Below are 24,510 nucleotides of genomic sequence, written 5' to 3'. Positions count from 1 at the left end.
GGGGTCGATCATTTGCGTCAACCTGCGTCTCTTTTGCGTGCGCTGCGAAATTGAGCCGGGCCCTGGCTGGGCGAATACTCCAGGGGTGATCCTCGGGCGAGGCGCGGCGCATTCGCGCCGACGCCCGCGCCTGTTTGACTGGAGTATTGCGTGAAGCTCACTGGTGGCCAGATTGTTGCGAAAGCGTTGAAAGCGAACGGTGTCGACTATGTGGCCGGGATACCGGGCGACGGTTCATGGGCGTTGGTGGAAGCCTTGCTGGCGCCGGGGACGGATATTCCGTTCATCCACGTCATGCAGGAGCACAGCGCGGTGCACCTTGCCGACGGTTACTTTCGCGCGTGCGGGCGCCCCATGGCCGTGGTGCTGGCCGGCGCGCTAGGTATTTCCAAGGCCCTGGGCGCCGTAGCGGCCGCGCGCGAGCAGTCCTCGGCGCTGCTGGTGATCAGTGGTGGTCGTGGCGAAGCGGTGACGGGCGGCATTACCCGGGAACAGGTGGCCGTGTCCGCGATCGAGCAACTGCCCCAGGCCCTGCGCCAGGCCTTCGATACCATGTTCAGCGGGCGCGTCGGCCCGGTCAGCCTGGCGATTGAAAACGCCGTGCAGAACGCCGCGATCGATGCCAGCCTGCCGCCGGCCACCTTGCGCGCGGAACCGCCGGTGATCCCACGCAGGAAAGCCGTGTTGCGCGACGAGCGAACGTCGCGTTCGGTCCTGGAAAAAGACGCGATCCTGGTGGTCGGGGCAGGGCGTATCCAGGCCCGGGTCAGTGCGATGTTCCCGGTCCACTATCCCCACAGTCACTTGTGCGCCGGCCCCCTGGGCACCCTGGGCTGGGCCGTCCCCGCGGCGATCGGGGCGAAGCTCGCCATGCCGGCCCGCCAGGTGGTGTGCGCGGTGGGCAATGGCGATCTGTTGCAGTCGATGCAGGAGATGGCCGTGTGTGTGATGCACAGCATTCCGGTGGTGTTCCTGGTCTTCAACAACAGTGCCGACGGTCCCGCGGGCGGCAGGCAGGCCTCGCCTGTCGAGCAGCATCGGGCCGGCGAGTTCAATTTGCCGGACGGCAAGCCATACGCCCCGGATTTCGCCGGCATCGCCCGCAACTTCGGCCTTGAAGCCTGGCGGGTCGAGCACGCTTCACAGCTCAATCCGACCCTGGTCAAGGCACTGAACAGCAAGGGGCCCTCGCTGGTCGAGGTGATGGTGGTGCGCGAGGGCCACGACGCGCCCCTCCCGGCTCAGTCCTGACCGCCCCAGACGATGGTGGCGTTGTCGCCGGTCATGTATTCGCGCACCTCCAGGGGAATCGACTGGTCGCTGGGCAGCACCACGGTAGCGTTGCGCAAGTGATGCTTGCGGATCTTGCCCTTGTCCACGAGCCCCAGGGCCATGCGGGTGGAGAAAGGCTGGCGGAACGAGGACGAGGCCACGCCGGTGACCAACCCGTAGAGGAAGCGGATCGGCCGGCGATGCTGGGGCGTCAGGATCGAGAAGGTCATCTCGTTGCGTTGCTTGCCCTCGAAGTCGACCATGAACAGGCGGTCGCCAAGCAGCAGGCAAAACCCGTGGTAGGTGAAGGAGTAGCCGATCTTGCCGCTGCCATCGCGCAACGGAAAACGTTCGATCGTGACGTATTGCACCATCGAGTCGGCGCGATACAGGCAGGTGACCGAACGCAGGATCCGCCCCTTGTAGATCGATGAGTTGTGGTAGCGGTAATAGACACCCAGATAGTCTTCGAGCAAGTCCGCCGACTGCTTGGCCAGCGGCAGGAAATGATTGAACTGCTCCGAAGCACGCAAGTCCGTCGGCAATTCGTTTTCATAACCTTCATAGAACTTCTTGAACTCGGCGGGCGGGCGAAAAAGATCTTCCGCTTCCATCATGAAATAACGGCCGATCTTCTGCAGGATCTTCTGTGAAGGCACGTGCTGGCCCACCAGGTACTTATTGAACTGCTGGCGGTTCACATCAACTTTTCGACACATATCAGCAACCGACCGGCAGGACTCGACGAGCGTACTCAGGTTCTTTTGCACATTGGCCTGCAAGTCGCTGCGTACCTGCTGGCGCTCAGGGTGCGAAGTGGCGGCCGCTAACGACATGGTGGGGGTCTCTCCTCGACTGGGCATGATTCTCTCGACGGGTCGGCTCGGTTAAGACGCAAGTTATGAAAGTTATAGCCCAGTTATCGAATAACCTTTTGCTTAACCGACATAACCTCTTCAAGCATTTGAATGTCCTGGTGTTGGATAAAGCATGTTCCATGCCGCTTTGTTCGATTGAAACGGGGCGCTTCATGAATAAATGCCTGCGTCAGATTGTAAGCGGTTTGTATCGTCTTGCGGCATTGGCAATCTGCGCGAAGTTGCCGCGCCAGGGCGGAAAAACTTTTATTTGTTGATGATTGGGTTACGCCTGAGGTGAGTGGGTAACACATTGAATTTGCGCGGGTAACACTGCTTGTCGGCGTGGGGTGCTTCAGTTCGCGTCAGGTATCGATCGGGTGCGAAATGGAGAAAGAAAACACCCCCCGTGATACTCGGTGGCAGGTTCTCCCTAACGCTGCTGAGGAAAAACAATGTCAAGCGAACTGCATCGCGCCGCGTATTCGGTGCTGCTTCCCGCATTCGGGGATCTGCGACTGGACGACAATCTGCGCCGGTACCTGAGCCGGGGCGGTGTCTCCCTGTTGCTGGGTGAAACCCGGGAAGAATATGTCGGCCGCGACATGAGCGCGGAGCGCAAGGCCGGCGAGTCCCGTGCCGATTTTATCGATATCGTGCGGGAGGCCACGGCAATTGCCGGTGCGCCGCTACTGATCGCGGTGGACCAGGAACTGGGCGGCATCGAACGCCTGCACCAATTGGTGCCCGCCGTCGCTTCCCGGGCACAGCTGCGGAGCCTCGCTGCCGGGGAAATCGAGCAGCGCTGTTTCGAGATGGCCAGCGCGGCTCGCGACCTGGGCGTCAATCTGTTCCTGGCGCCCATCGTCGATGTGGTCACCGGGGCCAACCCGTGGTTGCTCAACCGACACCTGGGAGCCGATCCGGTTGAGGTCAGCCGGGCGTCCTGTGCCTTTATCCGTGGCGTGCAACGGGCAGGTGTCATTGCCACGGCCAAGCATTTTCCCGGGCACCCTGTCACCGAGCAGGACCCGGCCATTGCCGAGGCTACGGTGCCGGGACCGCTGGAATTGCTCCATGACAACCTCGACGTCTTCAAGACGGTCATCGCCAGCGGCGTGAAAGCCGTTATGCCAGGGCCGGCAGTGATCCCGTCCATCGACCCCGATCACTCCGCCTCGACCTCGTCCAAGGTGATCGCGGTGCTGCGCGATACCCTCGGCTTCAAGGGCCTGATCATTTCCGACGACCTGGACGCGGTGTCCATCCTGCGGGGCAACGGCATCACCGAGACCGCCGTCGCGTCGCTGCTGGCCGGGGCGCATTTGCTGCTGGTGTCCAGTGAGTCGGGCCTGGAGGCCATCGCCGAGGCCATTGTTGCTGCCGTGCATGAGGGCACGCTGGAGCGCCAGATGTTGCTGGACGCTGCCGCCAGGGTTCGCCAACTGGCCATCGCCACTCACGCTGCCGACACCCACGATGCTGACAGCGACGGAGCGGGCCATGAACAGCAATGAACGCAAGGCCTACGGCGTCCTGTTTCCGGTAGTGCTGGATCTGCGGATGACGGATGACGTGCGCCGCTTTCTCGGCGATGGCGGGCGTAGCCTGTTGTTTGGCGAGACTGCCCAGGAGTATGTCAGCGGAAAAATGAGCGCGGACCGCCTGCAGTCGGAAACCCTGGATAAATGGCAGCGCTTCGCCGGCACGGCCACCGAGCTGGCTGGGCCACTGCTGCTGGCCGCCGATGCCGATATCTCCGCTGTTCACCGCTTGCAGGGGATCACCCCGGCGTTGCCCGAGCCGGACGTGGCTCGGGCCATGGACAGCGCCGAGCTGGAGGAGGCTTGCTTTCAGGTCGCGACGGCGGTGCGCAATACCGGCGTGAACCTGCTGTTGTCACCGACCGCCGATGTGGTCGGCGGTACCAATGTCTGGCTGGCGGGCCGTACGTTATCCGACGATGTCCCGCAGGCCGCGGCGATGGTGGCAGCCTATGTCCGGGGTGTGCGCCGGGCCGGGCTGGCGAGCACGCTCAAGCACTTTCCCGGGCATCCGGTGTTGTTGCGGCAGCCGGCGACGGAAGAAGCGCTGGTCGGCGAGTCCATGGCGCAACTGCGTCGTTACTGGCCGGCCTTTCAGGCCGGGATCGACGCCGGGGCGGATGCGGTGATGATGGGGCCGGCGATATTTGCCGCCTGCACCCCGCCGGTGGCCGCATCGGTTTCACCCGAACTGATCGGTGTGTTGCGCCAGGAGTTGGGTTTCAAGGGGCTGGTCATGACCATCGACCTGGACCATCGCTCCACCCAGGGGCAGTTGTCCCTCGGCGAGGTGGCCGTGGCGGCGTTGAAGGCCGGGGCGGACCTGCTGCTGATTTCCGCCGGGGCGATGCCGCAGATGGCGCAGGTCGTGCGGACGATTGTCGCGGCCGTCGCCGACGGCTCCTTGTCGCAGGAGCGCCTGGATGCCGCGGCGCGGACAGTCTCCGGCTTGGCCAATCGCCTGCCGCTCGGCGCCAGATGATCCTGCCTGACGCAGCTTCTGCGTCAGGTTGCGGCGTATTTGGCGGGACTGCGAAATCTCCAGGTGGACCTCATCTCCCTACAATCAACGGCAATGGTAGGAGTGTCATATGACAACCCAGAACAACATCCTGACCCTGCATTCCACCGTCGCGAAACACTCGACCCTGGCCATGGATATCGACATCGCACAGACGGTGGGTTTCGACGCGCTGGAAATCAACAGCAGCAAACTGGAAGCGTATCTGCAGGCCGGTTATACCGAGTCGCAGCTTCAGGAAGTACTCAGGCACGTCCGGGTGCCCGGCATCGGTTACCTGCGCGATATCGAACGCCAGGGCGCCGAGCGCGATGAACTGATGAAGGAAGCTGAGCGGCTGTTTCAACTGGCCAACCTGGCGGGGGCCAAGGGCGTGCAGGTGCTTACCGGTCCCATCAATGTCCAGGCGGTGCTTGATTTCCAGCGGTTTGGCAAGAGCGCCCATTACTCGGGCCTGCTGGGATTCGATCAGGCCGAGCAGTACGCCTTGACCGCGAAAAACCTCGCCGCCCTGGCCGACCTGGCCGGGCAATACAATCTGCTGCTCTACCTGGAAGCCTTGTCCTGGACGCCTCTCAACAGCCTGGAGCATCAACTGCGGCTGATTGATCGCACCGGGCGCGGCAACGTCAGGATGGTGATCGACTACTGGCATTGCTTTACCTCGGGCGTCACCCCCGATGACGTCGCCAGGATGAACAAGGACGTGATCTACGGCGTGCATGTCTGCGATTCGTTGCCCTTCGAGGGCGGCATTCCCAATGAAGAAGTCCTCAGGGATGTTCCCACGGGCAGCGGGGTCCTGGATCTGGCCGAATGGACCTCGGCGGTCAAGGCCACCGGTTACGTCGGCTGGTGGAGCTGTGAGTTGTTCTGCAAGAAGCAGCAGCAACAGAACAGCTATGCCGTCGCCCGGGAGCTGAAGGCGCTGCTGACCCGCCTGGTGCTTTGATCGGACGGGTTGATCGGTCAGGTTTCAACATTCGGCTCAATACTAAAAAGATCTGAGGTCGTCATGGTGGATTTCATCGTAATCGGGGGCGGCTCCACGGGCTGCACGATCGCATCGCGTCTGAGCGAGGACGCGGCGGCATCCGTTGTCCTTTTCGAGGAGGGGCCTCGCGATCGCAGCCCCTATATCCATATTCCCGGGGCCTACTACAAGACCGCCCAGGGCCCGTTGCTCAAACGCTATGCCTGGGAGCCCACCGCGGACCAGCAGCGCAGCGAAACGCCGACCATGGTCCAGGCCAGCGTGCTGGGTGGAGGCAGTTCGGTCAACGCCATGATCTATATCCGCGGCGTGCCCGCCGACTATGATGGCTGGGCGGAGCAGGGCGCTGCCGGCTGGTCTTACAACGACGTGCTGCCTTACTTCAAGAAGGCCGAGGACAACGAGCGTTTCTGCAATGACGTGCATGGCGTCGGCGGGCCGCTGGGGGTGTCCGATCCGATCAATATCCACCCGCTGACCAAAGTCTGGCTGCGGGCCTGCCAGCAGTACGGGCTGCCCTACAACGAAGATTTCAACTCGGGCACGCCCGAGGGCTGCGGGTTGTACCAGATCACCGCCAAAAACGGTTTTCGCAGCAGCGCGGCGGTGGCCTACCTGGCACCGGCCAGGCGGCGGGGGAATCTCACGGTCAAGACCGGTTGCCGGGTGATCCGCATTCTGATGCAGGGCAACAAGGCCGTCGGCGTCGAGTACATCGAGAAGGGCGTGCGCCAGGTGATGCATGCCGACAAGGAGATCGTGCTGTCCTCCGGCGCGATCAACTCTCCGCGGTTGTTGATGTTGTCCGGTATCGGGCCCGCGGCGCAGTTGCAAGAGCATGGCATCCAGGTAATCCAGGATTTGCCTGGCGTGGGGCAGAACCTGCAGGACCATATCGAAGTGTCGCTGGTCTATGAACTGACCGGTCCCCACAGCTATGACAAGTACAAGAAGCCGTTCTGGAAAATGCTCGCGGGGTTGCAGTACGCGCTGTTCAGGCAGGGCCCGGCCGCCTCCAACCTGATCGAGGGCGGGGCCTTCTGGTGGGGCGACAAGGCCGCCAGCCATCCCGATATCCAGTACTTCATGGTGGTGGGCGCCGGCATCGAGGAGGGGGTGGACTCCGTGCCCGGCGGCAATGGTTGCACCCTCAACCTGGGGCAGATCCGGCCACGGTCCAGAGGTCATGTCGGGCTGTATTCGGCCGATCCGATGTCGCCACCGCGCATCGTGCCCAACTATTTTTCCGACCCCTACGACATTGAAAGCCTGGTGGATGGCTGTCTCGTGGGCGACGAGATCATGGCCCAGGCGGCCTTCAAGCCCTATGTGGCCCGGCGTCATGTGCCGGACTCCGGCATCCGTTCGCGCGAAGCCATGAAGCAGTTCTGCCATCGGGAAGCCCACGCCGCGCTACACCCTTCGGGGACCTGCCGCATGGGCGTGGATGAGCTGGCCGTGGTCGGGCCCGACCTCAAGGTGCATGGCATCGACGGGCTGCGGGTAGCCGATGCGTCGATCATGCCGACGCTGATCTCGGGCAACCCCAACTCGGTGTGCATCATGATCGGCGAAAAAGCGGCGGACCTGATCAGAGGTGCCCGCTAGGTCATCCCGTTGCGCTGGTGGTGATAGCGGCCTGATATGGCTTTATCGACGGCCAATGGCTTGCGCGCAGTATGATGCATGCGCAGCCATGGCCGTCGACATATTGGTCAAGCCATGCTTTCCAGCCCATCGCGAGGTCGCCCATGCGTGATTTTTATCCCGAAATTACTCCCTACAAAAGCTATCACCTGCCCGTGGATGCCCTGCATCGGCTCTATGTCGAAGAAGTCGGTAACCCCGACGGACAGCCTGTCGTGTTTTTGCATGGCGGTCCGGGAGCAGGTGTGGCGCCGACGGCCCGGCGTTTTTTCGACCCCGAGCGCTACCGGGTCATCCTCTTCGATCAGCGCGGTGCAGGTCAGTCGTTGCCGCCCGCGGAGTTGACCGATAACACGACCTGGCACCTGGTCGCCGACATCGAGGCCCTGCGCACGCATCTGGGGATTGAGCGCTGGATTGTCTTTGGCGGTTCCTGGGGTTCGACCCTGGCGCTGACCTATGCGCAGACGCACCCCGAGCGAGTCGCCAGCCTGGTGTTGCGCGGCATTTTCCTGGCGCGGCAGGAGGAAGTGAACTGGTTGAATGAAATGGATTCCGGTGCTGCCTGGGTATTTCCCGAGCGCTGGGCGCGATACCGGGATTTCATCCCTGCGCAGGAGCGGGGCAATATGGTCGAGGCCTACTGGCGTCGGCTGGACAGCCCGGACGCGGCGGTGCGCCTGGAAGCTGCCCTGGCGTGGGGGAACTGGGAAGGCGGCATCATGACCCTGGTGCACGAGCCCGACGGCGCGGGGTTGTTCGAGACACCCGAGATAGCCATCAGCATCGCCCGGGCCGAGGCGCATTATTTCCGCAACCGGTTCTTTCTGGAGCCTGGTCAGTTACTCGCCAACGTCGACCGCATCAGGCACATCCCGGCGGTGATCGTGCATGGTCGATACGATCTCATATGCCCGGTGAAGAGTGCCTATGACCTGGCCTGCGCATGGCCGCAGGCGCAGTTGAGGATCGTACAGGCCGGACATACCGCGAATGATCCGGAGATAAGGTCCGCGCTGATCGAGGCGATGGACAGCCAGCCGGTCTGATTCAGGGGCGAGCAGCACCTGCCGTGCGCTCAGCCCCGATCCAGATAGTCCCGTGGCGACTCGCCCAGTATGCGCTTGAACATGGCCGAGAAAGCGCTCGGGCTGGCAAACCCCAGGCTGTCGGCGATGCGATTGATGGGCTCGCCGGCCTCGAGCATGATGAGGGCCTGGGCCAGGCGCACTTGCTGTACCCATTGGCGGTAGGTGATCCCGGTTTCCTTGATGAAGAGTCGGATCAGGGTTCGAGTGCTCGCCCCGACCACTTCGGACCATTGCTCGATGGTTTGGGGCATGGCCGGGGACTCGAGGATCTGCTGGCAGATCGAGACCAGGCGGCGGTCCTGCGGCCAGGGAATTTCCAGCGGGACGGTTCGCGAGTGTTCGAGCTTGTGCAGGATCAGCGCGACCAGGCTTGTGTTGTGCACATCGTCCGGATAAACCATGGGTTGCTCGGCCAGCGCCAGTATCAGCTCGCGCAACAGCGTATCGACCTCGATCACCTTGACCCGCGTACCCAATTGGTCGGCCTGACTGCGTTCGATGTAGAGGGTGCGCATCCGCGTGTCGGTGAGCATGATCTGGTCATGCACGATACCCGCCGGAATCCATAACCCCCGCTGCGGTGGAATGGACCAGATGCCATTGCCGCTGGCGACCCGCATCAAACCTTCGCTCGCGTAGAGAAACTGCCCCCTCGGGTGGCTGTGCGGCACGTTGTAGCTGCCCGCCTTCTGGTCTCGGGAGAAGGCGGTGATCAGCCGTGGCACGTCTTGGTAGTCGTTGTAGTCGTCGCTTTTGCCGTGTGCGTTGAAGGTGTCACTTTGGCGACGAATCTTGGCATTCATGAAAAACCGTCCAGTCCTGGGGCGAGCTTAGTATTTGCCACACAAATGCACTCAGCGATAGAGCCCCGGGGGGATCACGTGTCAGTCCAAGTCAATCGAAAATCGAAGGCCGTTGCATCGGTAGCGGGCCTGGGCCTGTTCATCATGGCCCTGGCCCTGCGGCCAGGTATTGTCTCGGTCGGTCCGCTGGTTCACGCCATTCAGGTCGAGTTTGCCCTGCGTCATGCCCAGGCGGCGTTGCTCACCGCGATACCGGATGTGTGCATGGGGTTCTTCGCGATCTTTATCCCGCGCATCGGTCGTCGCTTCGGCAACGATCGCGTGATTCTTTTCTCCCTGGTACTGCTCGGATTGGCGCTGGTGCTGCGGGCACTGGCGGGCTCGTCGAGCAGTCTCCTGCTGTCGACCTTCCTGGTGGGCGTCGGGGTCGCTATCTCGGGACCGCTTATCGGTGGCTGGATCAAGAGCCACTTTGCGAGCTGGGCGGCATTGCTGATGGGCATCTATGCCGCCGGGCTGGGTGTCGGTGCCACGATGGCGGCCGTAGGCAGTGAGTACGTGGCGCTCGCCGAGGGTGGCTGGCGCCTGGCGGCGGGTGTCTGGGCGATCCTCTGTGTGTTCGCCATTGTCAGTTGGCAACGGCTGGCCTCGATCTTTCCCTCCCGGCCTCACGCTGAACGCGCTTCGACAGCCGTTGTCAGCCAGTCTCCGGCCCGTACTGGTCGGGCCTGGTTGATCGCGGTGTACTTCGGCTTGAGCCAGTTTGTGTGCTACGCCTGCTTTGCCTGGGTGGGTGAAAGCAGTCGGGAGCTGGCGATCAACAGCCTGGGCCCCGGTAGCAACCTGGGCCTGTTCACCGCCATTGTCGCGGCCAGCAGCCTCGTGTCGGGGATCATGACCCGCAACACGCCGGATCGTCGCGGGTGGCTGACCGGGGCCGCGGTCCTGTCCACGGTGGGGGCGGCGCTGCTCTGGCTGTCACCGCACGCACTGGGTGTGATACCGGTGATGGTCATCGCGTTGGGGCAGGGTACGTGTTTCGCCCTGGCCATGACGCTGCCGCTGGACAACACCACTTCCCAGGAAGAGGCCAGCCAGTGGACGGCCTTCATGCTGTTTGTCGGCTACCTCACGGCAGCGCTGGGGCCCTTTGCCTTTGGCTTCCTGCGTGACCGGACAGGCACCTTCGAAGCCTCCTATGGCGTGCTCGTGGCCGCGTCCCTGGCGCTGCTGCTCCTGACACCCATGCTCAAACCACGCGCACAGGAGGCGAACAGTCGTCAGTGCGTAGTGCTTCGCACGCAGTAGGGATCGGACACGGCTTCGCAGAGCTGAGGGGTGGTTCCTTCGCCTGGGTTGGGAGAGGCTCATACATTCCTGACGAGCAGCAGGTCAGTTTTGCCCAATAGGCTTGTCTGAGTATCTGCGCCATGCTGTTTGCAGGTGCCAGGCGGAGGGACTCATCCGCAGGCTTTGGCAGCATCACGAATCGGAGACAGCATGACCCACTCGATCACCACCACAGGCAGTTGCCGTTGCGGGGCAGTCGCTTTCGAACTGCGCGCCGAGCCGATCATTACCACTGCCTGTCATTGCACGGGCTGCCAGAAGATGACGGCCAGCGCGTTCTCCCTTACTGCACTGGTGTTGGCGGAGCACTTCGTGGTCACCCGGGGCACCCCGGTGACCGGCGGTTTGCGAGGCGCGACACGACATCTGTTTTGCCCCGATTGCCTGACCTGGGTGTTCACCCGCCCCGACGGCAACGATTCGGTGATCGGTGTGCGCAGTACCTTGCTGGAAAACCCCGAGCGCTTCAGGCCATTCATGGAAACCTGGACGAGCGAAAAACTGTCATGGGCCGCCACCGGGGCGGCTCACAGTTTCGAGCGATTTCCCGAGCCCCATGAGTACGCGGCGTTGGCCGAAAAATACAGTCAGCATTGAGCTGGCGGCAGGCTGCGCCACCCTCGCGTCTTACTAGGCCGGGCCCTGGGCATCTAGACCTGCGCCGCACCGCCATCGACGAACAGCTCGCTACCGTTGACGTACGAGCTTTCGTCCGAGGCCAGGAACAGCGCCGCGTTCGCGGACTCTTCGGCTTCCGCCAGGCGCCCCAGGGGGGTGGTGGCTTCGACAAATCGGACCATTTCCCGATGCGCTTCGTCATTGTCTGCCAGTGCGTGCCAGCCAGGAGTCGAGGTAGCGCCGGGCACCAGCACGTTGACGCGGATCCTGCGTGGCGCCAGGTCCAGTATCCAGCTGCGGGCGAAGTTGCGGATGGCTGCCTTGGAGGCGCTGTAGACACTGAACGCAGGCGTGCCGGTGATTTGCGTGGTTGAACCGGTGAGGATGACCGAAGCGCCATCCTTGAGTAGCGGCAGGGCCTTTTGCACGGTGAACAGGGTGCCTTTGACGTTGGTGGCGAAGGTGGCATCGAACTGTGCTTCGGTGATCTCACCCAGTGGGGCGAAACTACCACCGCCAGCATTGGCGAACAGGATATCGATCAACCCGGCTTCCTGTTTGACGATGTCGAAAAGGCGATCCAGGTCGGCAAGGCTCGATACGTCAGCCTGGATACCCCGGGCATTTGCGCCGACTTGCGCGACCGCCGCATCCAGTTCTTTCTGCCGACGGCCACACATGAATACCGTCGCGCCTTCTGCCGCAAAACGCTTGGCGCTGGCCAGGCCGATACCGCTGTTGGCGCCGGTGATGACCGCGACTTTTCCTGCGAGCTTGCTCATGTTTTTTCTCCCGGTGGGTAGGTTCGGGATGAGTGTGCATGGATACATTCTGATATGGTAGTACCTACCAAAAGGTGTGTAGGCAGAAAAATTCATGAGCACGACTGAACGTGATTGCGGGTTGGAAGTGGCCCTGGCTGTGATCGGTGGCAAGTGGAAGCCGATCGTGTTGTTCCACCTGAACGGTGGGCCACGACGCTATGGCGAGTTGAAGCGACTGGTGACCGGGATCAGCGAAAAAGTGCTGATTCAACAACTGCGCGAACTGGCTCGCGACGGGATCATTGTGCGTCGTGACTATCAGGAAGTTCCGCCCAGAGTGGATTACGAGATGACGGCGTTTGGTCAATCCCTGGCGGCGGCGTTGGTGCCGTTGTGTGAGTGGGGCAGCGCCAATCGCGCGAGGGTCCGTGAATTACTCGATAGCGTTCTTCCCTGAACGGTTCCGTCCGTGACACGCAGGTGCCGACGCTGTCGACGGGGACTTCGCGGGTTCGATGGCCGTCGATTGAAATGCGTTGACAGCATTCGGTGGACCTGTGTAATTTGATTTCACAGGTCGCCTTTTCTTTTCGAGAGATCGCAGACCCTCAGCAATAGTGCTGAGTACATACCGGCTATAGAAGCCCCTGATTTGCGTTAACAGCGCATTCGGGGGCTTTTTTTTTGGAAAAATTTTATATGTCGACCTTGCAACCCTCCGATTCACCCCAGGAATTTCCCGGCCTCAGCGTGGCCGCCGTGCAAATGGAGCCACGCGTGGGCTGCAAGGCGCACAACCTGGAAGTGTCATTGCGCCTGATCGATGAGGCGGCGAGCGCCGGTGCGCGGGTCGTTGTCTTGCCCGAACTGGCCAGCAGCGGTTACGTCTTTTCCAGCCGCGAAGAAGCGTTCGACCTGGCGGAGCCGGTACCGGCAGGAACCAGCACCCAGGCCTGGACAGACATCGCCCGGCAACGCGACATCTACGTGATCGCCGGCCTTGTGGAACGCGTGGGCAACAAGCTCTACAACTCCGCCGTGATGGTCGGGCCGCAAGGTTACGTCGGCACTTATCGCAAGCTCCATCTGTGGGGCGACGAACACCTGTACTTCGAGGCCGGGGATCTTGGCCTGCCGGTTTTCCATACGCCTTTTGGCCGCCTGGCGATGATCATCTGTTATGACGGCTGGTTCCCCGAAGTCTATCGACTGCTGGCCATGCAAGGCGCGGATATCGTCTGCATGCCCACCAACTGGGTGCCCATGGCGGGACAGCGCGATGACGCCATGATCATGGCCAATACCCTGGCCATGGCCAATGCACACGCCAACAGCCTGAACATTATCTGCGCCAACCGCGTGGGCACCGAACGGGGCCAGCGCTTTATCGGCAACAGTCTCATCGTCGGGGCCGACGGTTGGCCATTGATCGACCCAGGCAGTGCGGACCAGCAGCAAATACTCTACGCCGAGATCAATCTCAAGGCGTCCCGCCAATCCCGGCACCTGACCCTGTTCAACACGGTCCTGCGTGACCGACGCAGCGACATCTACGACCCCATGCTCGGCACGGGCTGGCAACTCCCTCGCTACTAACCCCTACCTACAATAAAAATCAACCGAGGATATTCAGATGAAATCCACTCAGTCGCTCATCCGCATCGCTGTTCTGGCCGCCACTGCGTTGCTGACAGCCCAGGGCCAGGCCGCAGAGCCTGTCAAGATAGGTGTGGCAGTCGGGCTGTCAGGCGCCAACAGCGTCGTGGCGCCTGCCGTCGTGCAGTCCTCGCAGCTCGCCGTTGAGCAGATCAATGCCAGCGGAGGAATACTCGGCCGTCCCGTGCAATTGGAGATTGTCGATGATGCGTCCGGTGCCATCGGGGCGCAGAAGGCTTTCGATACGCTGGTCCTGGAAAAGAAAGTCGACGCCATCATCGCGATGGAAAACAGCGCCGCGCGCAATGCCGCGTTGCCGGTCGTTTCCCGCGGTCGCGTGCCGTACATCTACACCTCGTTCTATGAGGGGCGCTCCTGCAACAAGTGGATGTATGTCAACGGCTGGGTGCCGGAGCAGCAGGTAGCGCCGGTGGTGGATTACTTCAGCCAGAAGCTCGGCGCGAAAAACTACTTCCTGGTGGGCAATGACTACGCCTTCGGCCGCGGCATGCTCAAGTTCACCAAGGCCTATATCGAGCAACACGGTGGCAAGGTCATCGGCGAAGAATACCTGCCGATGGATGGCAGTGACTGGACCGCGGTCATTTCCAAGATCCGCTCGCTGCAACCCGATGCCCTGATCAGTGCCACGGCCGGTGGCGCGCCGAACGTGTCGCTGGCCAAACAGCTCAAGGCGGCTGCCTTGACGCTGCCCTACGGCAACCTGGCCATCGACGAAGGTACGGGCAAGACCATGGGCGATGTCGCGACGGGCATGTATATGTCGGCCTCGTACCTGACCAGTATCGATACGCCGGAAAACAAGAAATTCCTGGCGGACCTCGGGCAGAAATTCGCTGGCAACCTGTCGACGCCCAACGAGCTTTCCGAGCCGCAATACGAAGCATTTTTCCTCTACAAGGCCGCGGTTGAGAAAGCCGGTTCCACCGACTCCGCCGCGGTCGTCGAGGCGCTGAAGGAGGTATCGGTGGTCGGGCCCCGTGGCGTCGTGCGGATGAACGCCAGCCGTCATACCCCGCTGGCGATGCGCCTGGGCCAGATCCAGGCCGATGGCTCGATTCGCATCCTCGCAACCCAGGAGGGTGTCAGTCCGGGTGACCAATGTCCGGGCCTGAAATGATCAAGGGCCTGATCACCAGGCATTGCTTCACGTTGCATTCTCCCCGGAGGGAGACGTCATGGTTCTGATGCTCGATATAACAACAACTATCGCCATGCTGTTCATTGTGACAGCCGGCCTGATGATGATTTTCGGCATCATGAAAATCGTCAATTTTGCCCACGGTGCGTTACTGACCATGGGCGGCTATGCGGCTTTTGTCGTCACTCAACTGGGCTGGAGCCCCTGGCTGGGTTGGCCGTTGGCCCTGGCGACCGGGATGCTGGTCGGCGCGGTCATCGAATACCTGATTGTCCGGCCACTGTACAAGCGGCCCCTGGACGCCATCCTGGCAACCTGGGGCCTGGGTATCGTCATCGGTCAATTGATCATCATCGGCTTCGGTCGGGATGTGAAATTCGCGGACGTGCCCCTGACAGGCACCTGGTCGTTCGGTGGCACGCAATACTCCTCGTATCGGTTGCTGCTGATTCCCCTGGCGCTGGGTTTGTGCGCACTGCTGACGGCGCTGCTCAACGGCACGCGTTTCGGGGTCAAGACCCGGGCAGTGATCATGAACGAGGAACTGGCCAGTGGCCTGGGCATTCACGCCGGGCGCATACGTTTCATCACGTTCAGCCTGGGGGCGGGCCTGGGTACCCTGGCCGGTGCCCTGATCAGTCCGCTGTCGAGCATCGATCCGGGCATGGGCATCACCTGGCTGGTGTCCGCCTTCATGCTGGTCATGGTCTCCGGGCATTCGATGCTCAGCCTGATTGCAACCTGTGCGGTCTTCGGGGCGTGCCAGGTCATCGTCAGCTCCTACGCCAGCCCGGTACTCGGCGGACTGACGATTGCCGTACTGGCGGCCTTGACCTTGCGTATTCGTCCAAAGGGGTTCGCACATGACTAACACCACGTTGCAGGCGGCGAACCGCCCATCCACGCGATCCGTTCGCCAGGGGGCATGGGGACGCTCAGGTGCATTGGCCCTGGTCGGTCTCGTATTGCTGGCCGTGGGTCCCTGGATTTTCGACAGCTACGTCCTCAACCTGCTGATCAAGGCCTTTCTGTTTGCGATCGTGGTCATCACGGTGGATGTGTTGTGGGGCTATACCGGCTACCTGACCTTCGGCCAGTCGGCATTCTTCGGCATCGGGGCCTATGCCGCGGGGCTGGTGTTCACGCACTTCGGTTTTTCGCCCGGCACCATTGCCATCGCCATCGGGCTGGCGATTGTCGTCCCCATGGCGGTGGCCGGCCTGGTCGGCTGGTTGTCGTTCTATCGGGGGGCATCGCCGTTCTTTGCCACGGTGATTTCCCTGGTGTTGCCCATCGTCATGACGCAGCTGCTGCTGTCCGGCGGCGAATGGACCGGTTCCAGTTCGGGGCTGACCGGCTATGACACCTTCGATCTGTCGCTGCCGGCCTGGTACTGGATCGCCGGTGGCGGTGCCGCGCTGACCGGTATCGTCGCCTGGCTCTTCGTGCGCAGTGACGCGGGGCGGGTGCTGGCGTCGATACGTGACAACGAATCCAGGTGTGCGTACCTGGGCATCAATGTCCCGTCCATCAAGATCGTTCTGCTGATCGTGACGGCTGCGATCAGCGGGATCGCCGGCTTTGGCTACGGCGCCTTCAGCGGCGTGGTGGCCCCCGAGTTATCCGGTTTCGTCCTGGGCACCGAGCTGATCATCTGGGTCGCGCTGGGCGGGCGCGGGACATTGTGGGGACCCATGGCGGGGGCGATCCTGATCAACGTCGCCACGGCCTACCTGGGCAGTCGGATGCCGTTCCTGTGGCAGTTGATCCTCGGCCTGTCCTTTGTGCTGGTGATCGTCCTGCTCCCGCAGGGCATCGTCCCGGTATTGCTCAAGCCCTTCGGCTTCGGCGCTCGTGCGCGGCAGGCCCCCACGCTGGTCGAGCGCGCCACCCGAGAGGCGCCCGGGTCGGGCGGTGCTCCCGCCCTGGTCATGGACGAAGTCACCAAGAGCTATGGTTCGCTCAAGGTATTGCAAGGCATCAATCTCACGGCGCAGGCCGGTGACCTGGTCGGCCTGATCGGACCCAATGGTGCCGGCAAGACCACCCTGATGCGTTGCATGAGCGACGGCGCCGATCGTACTTCGGGGACGGTGCATCTGTGTGGCAACGATATCCGCCGGCTTCCGGCCGAGGCCTGCGTCCGTTTCGGCCTCGGGCGCAAGTTCCAGAATGCCAATATCTTCGAGTCGCTGACCGTGGCCGAGTGCCTGCGCATGGCGAGCCTCCTTCACGGGCGCCCCTTGTTGTTCCGTCGGGCCGATACCCTGGCCTTGCCGTCCTATGCCCTCGATGTTCTGCGGGTCACCGGGCTGGATACCCTGCTCGACGTGGTCGCGCGCGATCTGTCCCACGGCGAGCAGCAGGCGCTGGAGCTGGCCATGGTGCTGGCCCTTGAGCCGCGCGTCGTGCTTCTCGACGAGCCGACCGCGGGACTGACGAAGACCGAGCGCACGCAAATCGGTGTCGTGCTGTCCTTGCTCGCCAACCGCTACAAGTTGTGTTGCCTGCTGGTTGAACACGACCTGGATTTCGTCGAACAGATCGCTACCCGTATCGTGGTCTTGCACCAGGGGAGGATGGTCATGCAGGGGACTTTCGAGGAAGTCGTCAACTCCGAGCTGGTCAAGACGATCTATGCCGGATCCGCAATCGTCCCACGGGAGGTCGTATGAACGGTGCTACGTTGCAACTCGATGCGGTCACCAGTGGCTACAGGGCTTCGGTGGTCATCCGCGATTTGTCGTTCAAGGTCCGCGCCGGCGAAGCGGTGGCCTTGCTCGGCAAGAACGGCATGGGCAAGACGACATTGCTCAAGACCATCATGGGCTACCTGCCGAAGCAGCAGGGCACCGTGCGGATCAATGAAGGCGACATCACCGGGTTGTCGCCGCATCATGTCGCCCGGGTCGGCGTGGCCTATGCCGCCCAGGAAAAGGCCCTGTTCACCGAACTGAGCATCCGCGACAACCTGCGCATGGGGCTCGACAAGGATTCGTTGTTCGATGAGCGCTTCGCGGCGATCGAGCCGGTGTTCCCGGTGTTCAAGGACCGCTTGAAGCAGTACGCCGGCACACTGTCGGGCGGCGAGCAGAAAATGCTCCTGGTGGCGCGGGCCCTGATGATGCGTCCCGCGATTATTTTGCTGGACGAAATCACCGAGGGCCTGCAGCCTTCGGTGATTGAGCGGATTGCCGTGGCCCTGGTGCACGAGCGAGAGGTCCATGGCACGACCCTGCTGCTGATCGAGCAGAATGTGCCGTTCGCCTTGAAGGTCGCGGATCGCTACCTTGTACTCAAGCAAGGTGAAATCGAGGAGGAGGGCGATGCCAATGCGCCGGGTGCCACCGAAGCCATTTTCAACCATCTGAGGGTGTGACGCTCATGGTCCTGTCAAGTTCTGGCGAGCTGCCGGCGTGCCTGTTCATCGCCACGGGCGGCACCATCGCCATGCAAGTCGACCCTTCGACGTCGGCGCCCATTCCGGCATTGTCAGGCAGCGATTTGCTCAAGGCGGTGCCTGAGCTGGCGACGATGGCGCGACTGGAAGTCAACAACCTGTCCAATGTGCCGTCAGTCGAAATGGGGCCGCTGCGCTGGCGGCGGCTGCATCGGGAGATCGAGGCCGCGCTGGCGCGCGAGGCGATCGTCGGGGTACTGGTATCCCATGGCACCGATACCCTGGAAGAGACCGCCTGGTTTCTCGACCTGACCTTGACGTCCGACAAGCCGGTGGTGCTTATCGGTGCCCAGCGCAATGCCTCCGAGGCGGACTTCGACGGACCGCGCAACCTGAAGAGCGGCACACGGGTATGCATTGCGCCTGAATCAGCGGGCAAGGGCGTGATGGTCGTCCTCAACGATCAGATCAATGCCGCCCGGGAAGTCAGCAAGACCCACACATCGGACGTCGAGTCATTCAATTCCGGCGACGCCGGCCTGCTCGGAAGGGTGGACGGCGATCGTGTCACCTTTTATCGCGCCTCCTGCCGTCGGCAGTCTCTGCCGCTGGGGGATGCCGAGCTGCCGCGGGTCGATATCGTGCCGATGTACGCCGGCGCGGACGGGGCGTTGCTCGGCGCCGCCGTGCAGGCGGGTGCCCGGGGCCTGGTCATCCAGGCCCTGGGGGCGGGCAATGTGAATGCCGCGATGTATGCCGCCATTCTCGAGGCCATCGCAGCGGGCATCGCGGTTGTCATCGCCAGCCGTGTGCCGCGCGGGCGGGTAAGGCCCATCTATGGCTTTACCGGGGGCGGTGTGACGCTGAAAGATGCCGGTGTGATCTTCGCCAATGACCTCAGCCCGCAGAAAGCCAGGATCCTGTTGATGCTGGCTATGCAGGTCCCCCGGTCTTCGACCGAACTACAAGCCATTTTTGATCGATAGGTGAGCGCCATGCCCAGCACCAGGACAGCAGTCACCAGGGATCAGGGATGGCCGGTTGGCATCTTGTACTCGCGCTCGGGGGCCACCGCGGTCACCGAGTCCGAGCATTTTTTCGGCACCGCGCTGGCCATCGAGGAAATCAATGCGCTCGGTGGCGTGCTGAATCTGCCGTTGATCCCCACCGCGTATGACCCCAAGGGGTCACCGGAGGAATACCGGCGCCTGACGGGCAAGCTGCTCATCGAAGACGAGATCAACGTCATTTTCGGCTGCTCCCGTTCCTCCAGCCGCAAGGCCGTGTTGCCGCTGGTCGAGCGCCATAATGCATTGCTCTGGTATTGCTCCTTCTATGAAGGCTTCGAATACTCGCCGAACATCATCTACACCGGCGCCGTGCCCAATCAGAACAGCATCCAGCTCGCCGCCTACCTGTTGCAGAACAAGGGCACCCGGTTCTTTCTGGTGGGCGCGGACTATATCTATCCGCGCGAATCCAATCGCATCATGAGGGACGTGGTTGAACAATACGGCGGTGAAATCGTCGATGAGGTCTACCTGCCCATCGACGCGGGGCTGGAGCAGCTCAAGGACGTCCTCAACGAAATCCGCGACGCGCAGCCGGATGTGGTGTTCTCGACCCTGGTCGGGCAGTCGGCCCGTTCTTTCTACCAGCACTATGGCGAGCATGGACTGGATCCGAAGAAGATCCCCATCGCCAGCCTGTCCATGGCCGAGGAAGAAATCCGCCTGATCGGCCCACCGTTGTGCGAGGGCCACATCACGGCGGCGACCTATTTCGGTTCGTTGCCCAACGACAGCAATCAACGCTTCATCGAACTGTGGCGCCAGCGCTTCGGCGACCGCCCGACCAGCACCTGGTCGGAAATGGCGTATTCTCAGGTCCACCTGTTTGCACGGGCCCTGGAGCGCGCCGGCAGCCTGGACCGGCGCAAACTGGTCGATGCCGTGCACAAGGTCAAGTTCGCCTCCCCGGAAGGGCCGATCGCCATTGATGCTGAAAACAACCATTGCGCCCTGACTCCCCGGATCGGTATCTGTCGCAGTGACGGACAGTTCGACGTCGTATGGGAAGGTTCAGGCCCGGTGAAACCCGATCCTTACCTCTCCACTTTCGGCTTCTCCGAGTTTTGGTTGAGGTAACGCCATGAGTTCCAGTCTTCGCCGTCTCTATGAAGATCTGCGCAGTATCTGCGTTGCCCTCGTCTATCCGCCCGGGGACGACCGCGATATTGTCATGCAGCAGTTGAAACGCATTGGTTGCCGGGTCAAGGTCGTATGGCCATTTCCCTCGGAGCCGCCCGCGGACGTCGATGTCATTCTCTTTCAGATCACGCAGGAGCTGGAAGGCAACCGGATCTGGTCGGGCGCCTCGGTCAACGCGGCGCTGATCGCCCTCAGCGACTACGAAAGCCCGACCATCCTCAAGTTGCTCCTCGATACCCGTGCCCACGGGGTGATTTCGAAACCCTTTCGTTCCTCCGGGATTCTCAGCACGCTGGTGCTGGCGCGGGCTTCGTACAGCTATCAGGAAAAGTTGCAGGGCAAGATCGACAAGCTTGAACTGACGATCAAGTCGCGTCGGCAGATTGAAAAGGCCATTCGGGTGCTGGTCGAACGCCAGAATCTTACCGAGACACAGGCCTACGAACATATGCGCTCACGGGCCACCAGCCTGCATGTCACGGTCGCCGAGGTCTCCGGGATGATCATCGAGGCCCATGAGGCCATGGAGCGGCTGGGATTGAAGCCTTGACCAGGGGGCGTTGCGGCACCGCCGGCAACAGCCGGCGGTCAGGGCAATACGGATAGATGCTGTCAGTCGTTCAACCCAGGCGCATGGACAGCTCGACATCCTCGGCGAACGGCACGGACAGATACCCCGCCCCAGGCGCACGCACTCGCTCCAGGTACTCGGGGCTGTAGTCGGCGTTATCGGCAATGATCAACGCCCCGGGTTTCAGGCGGCTCTCCAGCAGGTTCAGGATGTCCGGATACAGCGCCTTGGCGCCATCGAGCAGGACCAGGTCGATGCTGTCGGGAAGGTCCCTGGCCAGGGTCTGCAAGGCGTCCCCCACGCGAATCTCCACCAGGTCGAGCAACTCGCCGGCCTCCAGGTTCGCGCGCGCCCGCTCCACCTTGGACGGTTCGAACTCGCTGGTGATCAGCCGACCACCGCCGTTGTCGCGCAGTGCCGCGGCCAGGTGCAGGGTGGAGATACCGAACGAGGTGCCGAATTCGACGATGTTCCGGGCATTGCAACCGCGGGCCAGCATGTAGAGCAGGGTGCCGGTCTCCCGGGAAACGGCCAGCGGGAATTCCTTCAGTTGCGTATAGAGGTCCAGGTATTCGGTCTTGCTGCGCATCAGGCGCGTGCGCTCTTCATTCGAGATATCCGAGAAGACGCTGCTGGTCATCGGCGACTGCGTCTGGGCGAACAGGCGATCCAGCAGGGGCGCGAGAGGCGCGCGGGTCAGGGTGGTCATGGGGGTTTCCTTGGCAAGTCGGTGAGGGGTTATAATGCGAACAAACCTTCATGTTTTCTATTCGCATTGCGAGCCTTGCCCATGACCGAGCGCCCAACCCCGCAGATTGCCTCACGTAAACAGCCACGGCAGGTTCGTTCCAATGACCTGGTTACGGCCATTCTGGAGGCGGCTGTTCAGGTTTTGGCGAAGGAGGGCATGCGCCGTTTTACCACTACGCGGGTGGCCGAGCGGGCCGGCGTCAGTGTCGGTTCGGTGTACCAGTATTTTCCGAACAAGGCGGCGATCCTCTTTCGCCTGCAGAGCGATGAATGGCGCCAGACCAGCGATATGCTGGGCAGCATTCTTGAAGATTCGCGGCACCCGCCATTGGCGAGGCTGCGCAGGCTGGTCCATGTGTTCATCCAGTCCGAGTGCGACGAGGCCGAGGTCCGTGTCGCCCTCAATGATGCGGCGCCGCTGTATCGCGATGCGCCCGAGGCCCGGGAGGTCAGGGCCCGGGGGCGCGGTATTTTCCAGGCTTTCATGCACGAGGTGCTGCCCGGTGCCTCGCCGACGACACGGGCGTTGGCTTGCGAGCTGATCACCACGACCCTCAGCTCGGTGGGCAAGTCCTTTTCGGAAACCCCGCGCACCGGCGCTGAAATCGAGGCTTATGCCGAGGCCATGGCGGATATGTTTTGTGCCTATCTCGATCGGCTCGAGGGTGCCTGAAGCCCTCAGCGCGACAGTTGCTCCATCAACAGGATCACGGCGATCAGGACCATGATCGCCCCCGACAGGCGGCTGACCCTCCTGGCGGCGACGGGACGTGCCTGCAGCACCAGGCGGGAGCCGAACCCCACCAGCAGATAGATCACCGCGCAACTGAAGGTGTGCAGCAGCCCCAGCGCCATGATCTGCAACGGCACCGGCCAGGCGGCGCTCGGATCGGTGAATTGCGGCAGCAAGGCCAGGAACAGCAGGAAGACCTTGGGGTTGAGGCCGCTGACGCAGGCGCCCTTGACGGTCCAGCGCGCCCAGGAGCCCGAAACCTGGCCCTCTGCGGCACTGGGCACGGAAGGATGCAGGAGCATGTTGATGCCCAGCCAGAGCAGATAACCGGCTCCGGCGACGGTCAGCACGGACAGGGCGACAGGATGGTTGGCCACCAGCCCGCCGACACCGGCGGCCACGATCAGCGTCGCCATCAGATGCCCGATCAACAGACCGGCCACGGCGGGCATCACCACACGACCGAACAACCCCGCCGATATCGCATAGGCCCAATCCGCCCCCGGGGTGACCACGAACAGAAACGACACCGCCCAGAAGGCGGCCAGAACACTGGGAGTCATGTTCGCCTACCTGTGAGAATTGCGTGGGGTGGATTGCCGATGACAGTCGGGCAGTGTTTTCAAGCCATTGTTGCAGGCACTTTCAGGGGGGATTCGCATAGTTCTTTCTCGTGGATGGAGGGAAGGCAGCTCGTCTGATTCAACCCGCGCAGATGGCCGGGAAGCTCTGAAGCCCACGAAAAGAATAATTAAAGTCGGTTAGAATATTTTCTCTATTATTCCAATGTGCCTGATGGTTTTGGGGAGATTTTTCCGAGTGGACAGGATTGACCAGAAGATTCTTGCCGAGCTGCAAATGGACGGGCGCCTGTCGGTGACCGAGTTGGCCGATCGGGTTGGCCTGAGCCTGTCGCCGTGTCATCGGCGGGTGCGGGCCCTGGAGGAGTCGGGGGTGATCCTGGGGTATCGCGCGCAGCTGGATCCACGCGCGCTGGGCCTGAATTTCTCGGCGATGGTCTTCGTGACCCTGCGTGAAGGCGACCACCGGGCAGTGGAGGCCTTCGAACAGGCGTTGACCCAGATACCGCAGATCGTCGAAGCGCAACGGCTGTTTGGCGAGCCGGACTTTCTGCTCCATGTCATCGCCCGGGACCTGCCGGCATTCCAGGTGCTTTATGACGAGCGCCTGTCGAGGCTTCCGAATGTCCAGCGCCTGACATCGACCCTGGTGATGAAGAACGTGATTCAGGATCGTTCACTGCCTTTGTGAACAACGCACGGTTGCGTCGTGGCTTGCCTGAACGGTGGTGATCTAGACCGCTCTTACTTCCGCCAGCAGTTCAGGATGGCGATCCAGCAGTTTCAAGAGTTTTACCAGCGCCAGTGGCGGTTTGGTTCGGCCATTCTCATAGCGTGAAAAAGCATTGACGCCACCACCGAAAATCTCGGCTGCTTCACGCTGATCCAGGGCGAGCCGCTTGCGCACTGCCGTGATGAAGCCGGGATCTACGATAGAAGCATTGACCTGCTTGTTGAATTGCAGCATCGCAGTGCTGACGCGCGAGGATTCAGCGGCATCCAGCAGACTCTCTCCGCAGGCGGGGCAGTAGTCTCCGGTAACTGCCGCGATGAACGTCGATTCACCTTTGTATGTATAAGGCATGTCACGGGTATCACGCACCAGTTCGGCGGCCGTACACACAGGGCATTTCATGTTTACAACTCCTTGAAGGACACGATCAGGACGTCATCGATGACCGTGAGTTTCAGGTAAATCTGACCAACGACCGTGCTGGGGCGGTACACATCCTGCCAGATGCGGTGGTCGGCATGAGTAGTCATGCTTTTATGGAAGTCACGGGCCGTCAGTGTCAGGACAATACCGATCATTTCTTCGAAGCCCAACCCCAGAGCAGCTGCGCTGACGAGGGCTGATGAGGTTGATTTCACACGTCCTGCGGCTATCAATGTTCGAAGGGTCGATAGCCTGCAATGGGGCGTTTTCTTTTCCATGGAGAAATTAACCCGGTAGGTTCTATTTAGCAAGTTGGTTAATTTTTTAAGG

General features: G+C 62.0%; 27 protein-coding genes. 20 read left to right on the top strand and 7 right to left on the bottom strand.

Annotated features, from left to right (window positions below; translation table 11 throughout):
* Positions 1-150 precede the first annotated feature (150 nt).
* Positions 151-1,251, top strand: a complete 1,101-nt coding sequence (locus tag HX881_RS03320) for a thiamine pyrophosphate-dependent enzyme (protein WP_177082745.1) — start codon at positions 151-153, stop codon at positions 1,249-1,251.
* Here the strand turns inward: HX881_RS03320 and HX881_RS03315 are convergent.
* Complete coding sequence (locus HX881_RS03315) at positions 1,242-2,108, bottom strand: helix-turn-helix transcriptional regulator (protein WP_017128560.1); 867 nt, start codon at positions 2,106-2,108, stop codon at positions 1,242-1,244. The two genes, HX881_RS03320 and HX881_RS03315, sit on opposite strands and share 10 nt — an antisense overlap.
* A gap of 65 nt (positions 2,109-2,173) precedes the next feature.
* On the opposite strand from HX881_RS03315, the gene HX881_RS03310 reads away from it, so the two are divergent.
* The 6 genes from HX881_RS03310 to pip all read left to right on the top strand — a co-directional run bounded on the left by HX881_RS03310 (position 2,174) and on the right by pip (position 8,384).
* Entirely contained in the window at positions 2,174-2,407 is a 234-nt protein-coding gene (locus tag HX881_RS03310; RefSeq protein ID WP_177082743.1) for a hypothetical protein, read from the top strand.
* Between the two features lie 177 nt (positions 2,408-2,584).
* Positions 2,585-3,646 (top strand): glycoside hydrolase family 3 N-terminal domain-containing protein, encoded by a 1,062-nt coding sequence (locus HX881_RS03305; protein WP_177082740.1) that lies wholly within the window; start codon positions 2,585-2,587, stop codon positions 3,644-3,646.
* Positions 3,633-4,655 (top strand): glycoside hydrolase family 3 N-terminal domain-containing protein, encoded by a 1,023-nt coding sequence (locus tag HX881_RS03300; protein ID WP_177082738.1) that lies wholly within the window; start codon positions 3,633-3,635, stop codon positions 4,653-4,655. Before HX881_RS03305 ends, HX881_RS03300 begins: the two co-directional genes overlap by 14 nt.
* Before the next feature lie 109 nt (positions 4,656-4,764).
* Positions 4,765-5,646: a sugar phosphate isomerase/epimerase family protein gene (locus tag HX881_RS03295; RefSeq protein ID WP_177082736.1), complete on the top strand. Its 882-nt coding sequence runs from the start codon at positions 4,765-4,767 to the stop codon at positions 5,644-5,646.
* Positions 5,647-5,709: 63 nt separating this feature from the next.
* Entirely contained in the window at positions 5,710-7,296 is a 1,587-nt protein-coding gene (locus HX881_RS03290) for a GMC family oxidoreductase (protein ID WP_177082734.1), read from the top strand.
* Between the two features lie 143 nt (positions 7,297-7,439).
* On the top strand, positions 7,440-8,384 hold the full coding sequence (gene pip, locus HX881_RS03285) for a prolyl aminopeptidase (protein WP_177082732.1): 945 nt from the start codon (positions 7,440-7,442) through the stop codon (positions 8,382-8,384).
* A gap of 29 nt (positions 8,385-8,413) precedes the next feature.
* Here pip and HX881_RS03280 read toward each other — a convergent pair whose 3' ends face one another.
* Positions 8,414-9,229 carry an AraC family transcriptional regulator gene (locus HX881_RS03280; RefSeq protein WP_017128554.1) on the bottom strand — a complete coding sequence of 272 codons (816 nt, stop codon included), beginning with the start codon at positions 9,227-9,229 and terminating at the stop codon, positions 8,414-8,416.
* Positions 9,230-9,307: 78 nt separating this feature from the next.
* Between HX881_RS03280 and HX881_RS03275 the strand changes: the two genes are divergently transcribed.
* Both HX881_RS03275 and HX881_RS03270 read left to right on the top strand, forming a co-directional pair.
* Positions 9,308-10,537, top strand: a complete 1,230-nt coding sequence (locus tag HX881_RS03275) for an MFS transporter (RefSeq protein ID WP_343054647.1) — start codon at positions 9,308-9,310, stop codon at positions 10,535-10,537.
* Positions 10,538-10,729: 192 nt separating this feature from the next.
* A complete protein-coding gene (locus HX881_RS03270) occupies positions 10,730-11,176 on the top strand; it encodes a GFA family protein (protein WP_177082728.1) in 447 nt (148 codons plus the stop codon).
* Positions 11,177-11,229: 53 nt separating this feature from the next.
* Here the strand turns inward: HX881_RS03270 and HX881_RS03265 are convergent, their stop codons facing one another.
* Positions 11,230-11,979 carry an SDR family NAD(P)-dependent oxidoreductase gene (locus HX881_RS03265; RefSeq protein WP_177082726.1) on the bottom strand — a complete coding sequence of 250 codons (750 nt, stop codon included), beginning with the start codon at positions 11,977-11,979 and terminating at the stop codon, positions 11,230-11,232.
* Between the two features lie 94 nt (positions 11,980-12,073).
* On the opposite strand from HX881_RS03265, the gene HX881_RS03260 reads away from it, so the two are divergent.
* The 9 genes from HX881_RS03260 (at position 12,074) to HX881_RS03220 (ending at position 20,939) form a co-directional block, all read left to right on the top strand.
* Complete coding sequence (locus HX881_RS03260) at positions 12,074-12,418, top strand: winged helix-turn-helix transcriptional regulator (RefSeq protein WP_042936497.1); 345 nt, start codon at positions 12,074-12,076, stop codon at positions 12,416-12,418.
* A 242-nt stretch (positions 12,419-12,660) separates the two neighbouring features.
* Entirely contained in the window at positions 12,661-13,557 is an 897-nt protein-coding gene (locus HX881_RS03255) for a nitrilase family protein (RefSeq protein WP_177082724.1), read from the top strand.
* A gap of 37 nt (positions 13,558-13,594) precedes the next feature.
* Positions 13,595-14,758, top strand: coding sequence for a substrate-binding protein (locus HX881_RS03250; protein WP_177082722.1), 1,164 nt, complete (start codon positions 13,595-13,597; stop codon positions 14,756-14,758).
* A 58-nt stretch (positions 14,759-14,816) separates the two neighbouring features.
* Entirely contained in the window at positions 14,817-15,650 is an 834-nt protein-coding gene (locus HX881_RS03245; protein ID WP_177082721.1) for a branched-chain amino acid ABC transporter permease, read from the top strand.
* Positions 15,643-17,454 (top strand): ABC transporter permease subunit, encoded by a 1,812-nt coding sequence (locus tag HX881_RS03240; RefSeq protein ID WP_177082719.1) that lies wholly within the window; start codon positions 15,643-15,645, stop codon positions 17,452-17,454. The genes HX881_RS03245 and HX881_RS03240 overlap by 8 nt, the downstream gene beginning before the upstream one ends.
* Positions 17,451-18,158 (top strand): branched-chain amino acid ABC transporter ATP-binding protein, encoded by a 708-nt coding sequence (locus HX881_RS03235; protein ID WP_177082717.1) that lies wholly within the window; start codon positions 17,451-17,453, stop codon positions 18,156-18,158. The genes HX881_RS03240 and HX881_RS03235 overlap by 4 nt, the downstream gene beginning before the upstream one ends.
* 5 nt (positions 18,159-18,163) lie before the next feature.
* The gene (locus HX881_RS03230) at positions 18,164-19,165 is read left to right on the top strand and encodes an asparaginase (RefSeq protein ID WP_177082715.1); all 1,002 of its coding nucleotides are present in this window, start codon (positions 18,164-18,166) and stop codon (positions 19,163-19,165) included.
* A 63-nt stretch (positions 19,166-19,228) separates the two neighbouring features.
* Positions 19,229-20,326, top strand: a complete 1,098-nt coding sequence (locus HX881_RS03225; RefSeq protein WP_017128543.1) for a transporter substrate-binding domain-containing protein — start codon at positions 19,229-19,231, stop codon at positions 20,324-20,326.
* 4 nt (positions 20,327-20,330) lie between these two features.
* Positions 20,331-20,939, top strand: a complete 609-nt coding sequence (locus tag HX881_RS03220) for an ANTAR domain-containing response regulator (protein ID WP_017128542.1) — start codon at positions 20,331-20,333, stop codon at positions 20,937-20,939.
* A 70-nt stretch (positions 20,940-21,009) separates the two neighbouring features.
* Here HX881_RS03220 and HX881_RS03215 read toward each other — a convergent pair whose 3' ends face one another.
* A complete protein-coding gene (locus HX881_RS03215; protein ID WP_177082713.1) occupies positions 21,010-21,669 on the bottom strand; it encodes an O-methyltransferase in 660 nt (219 codons plus the stop codon).
* Positions 21,670-21,750: 81 nt separating this feature from the next.
* On the opposite strand from HX881_RS03215, the gene HX881_RS03210 reads away from it, so the two are divergent.
* Positions 21,751-22,383: a TetR/AcrR family transcriptional regulator gene (locus HX881_RS03210; protein WP_017128540.1), complete on the top strand. Its 633-nt coding sequence runs from the start codon at positions 21,751-21,753 to the stop codon at positions 22,381-22,383.
* Positions 22,384-22,388: 5 nt separating this feature from the next.
* Here the strand turns inward: HX881_RS03210 and HX881_RS03205 are convergent, their stop codons facing one another.
* Positions 22,389-23,006 (bottom strand): LysE family translocator, encoded by a 618-nt coding sequence (locus HX881_RS03205; RefSeq protein WP_177082712.1) that lies wholly within the window; start codon positions 23,004-23,006, stop codon positions 22,389-22,391.
* 256 nt (positions 23,007-23,262) lie between these two features.
* On the opposite strand from HX881_RS03205, the gene HX881_RS03200 reads away from it, so the two are divergent.
* Positions 23,263-23,715, top strand: a complete 453-nt coding sequence (locus HX881_RS03200) for an Lrp/AsnC ligand binding domain-containing protein (RefSeq protein ID WP_177082710.1) — start codon at positions 23,263-23,265, stop codon at positions 23,713-23,715.
* 42 nt (positions 23,716-23,757) lie between these two features.
* Here the strand turns inward: HX881_RS03200 and HX881_RS03195 are convergent, their stop codons facing one another.
* Both HX881_RS03195 and HX881_RS03190 read right to left on the bottom strand, forming a co-directional pair.
* Positions 23,758-24,159 (bottom strand): type II toxin-antitoxin system MqsA family antitoxin, encoded by a 402-nt coding sequence (locus HX881_RS03195; RefSeq protein ID WP_042936492.1) that lies wholly within the window; start codon positions 24,157-24,159, stop codon positions 23,758-23,760.
* A gap of 2 nt (positions 24,160-24,161) precedes the next feature.
* A complete protein-coding gene (locus HX881_RS03190) occupies positions 24,162-24,458 on the bottom strand; it encodes a type II toxin-antitoxin system MqsR family toxin (RefSeq protein WP_177082708.1) in 297 nt (98 codons plus the stop codon).
* Positions 24,459-24,510 lie beyond the last annotated feature (52 nt).

The sequence above is a fragment of the Pseudomonas gingeri genome, assembly GCF_013386115.1.
In the GTDB taxonomy this organism is placed as follows: Bacteria; Pseudomonadota; Gammaproteobacteria; order Pseudomonadales; family Pseudomonadaceae; genus Aquipseudomonas; species Aquipseudomonas gingeri.
Note: the sequence above shows the minus strand (reverse complement) of the source record. Positions and strands in the feature narration are given on the sequence as shown.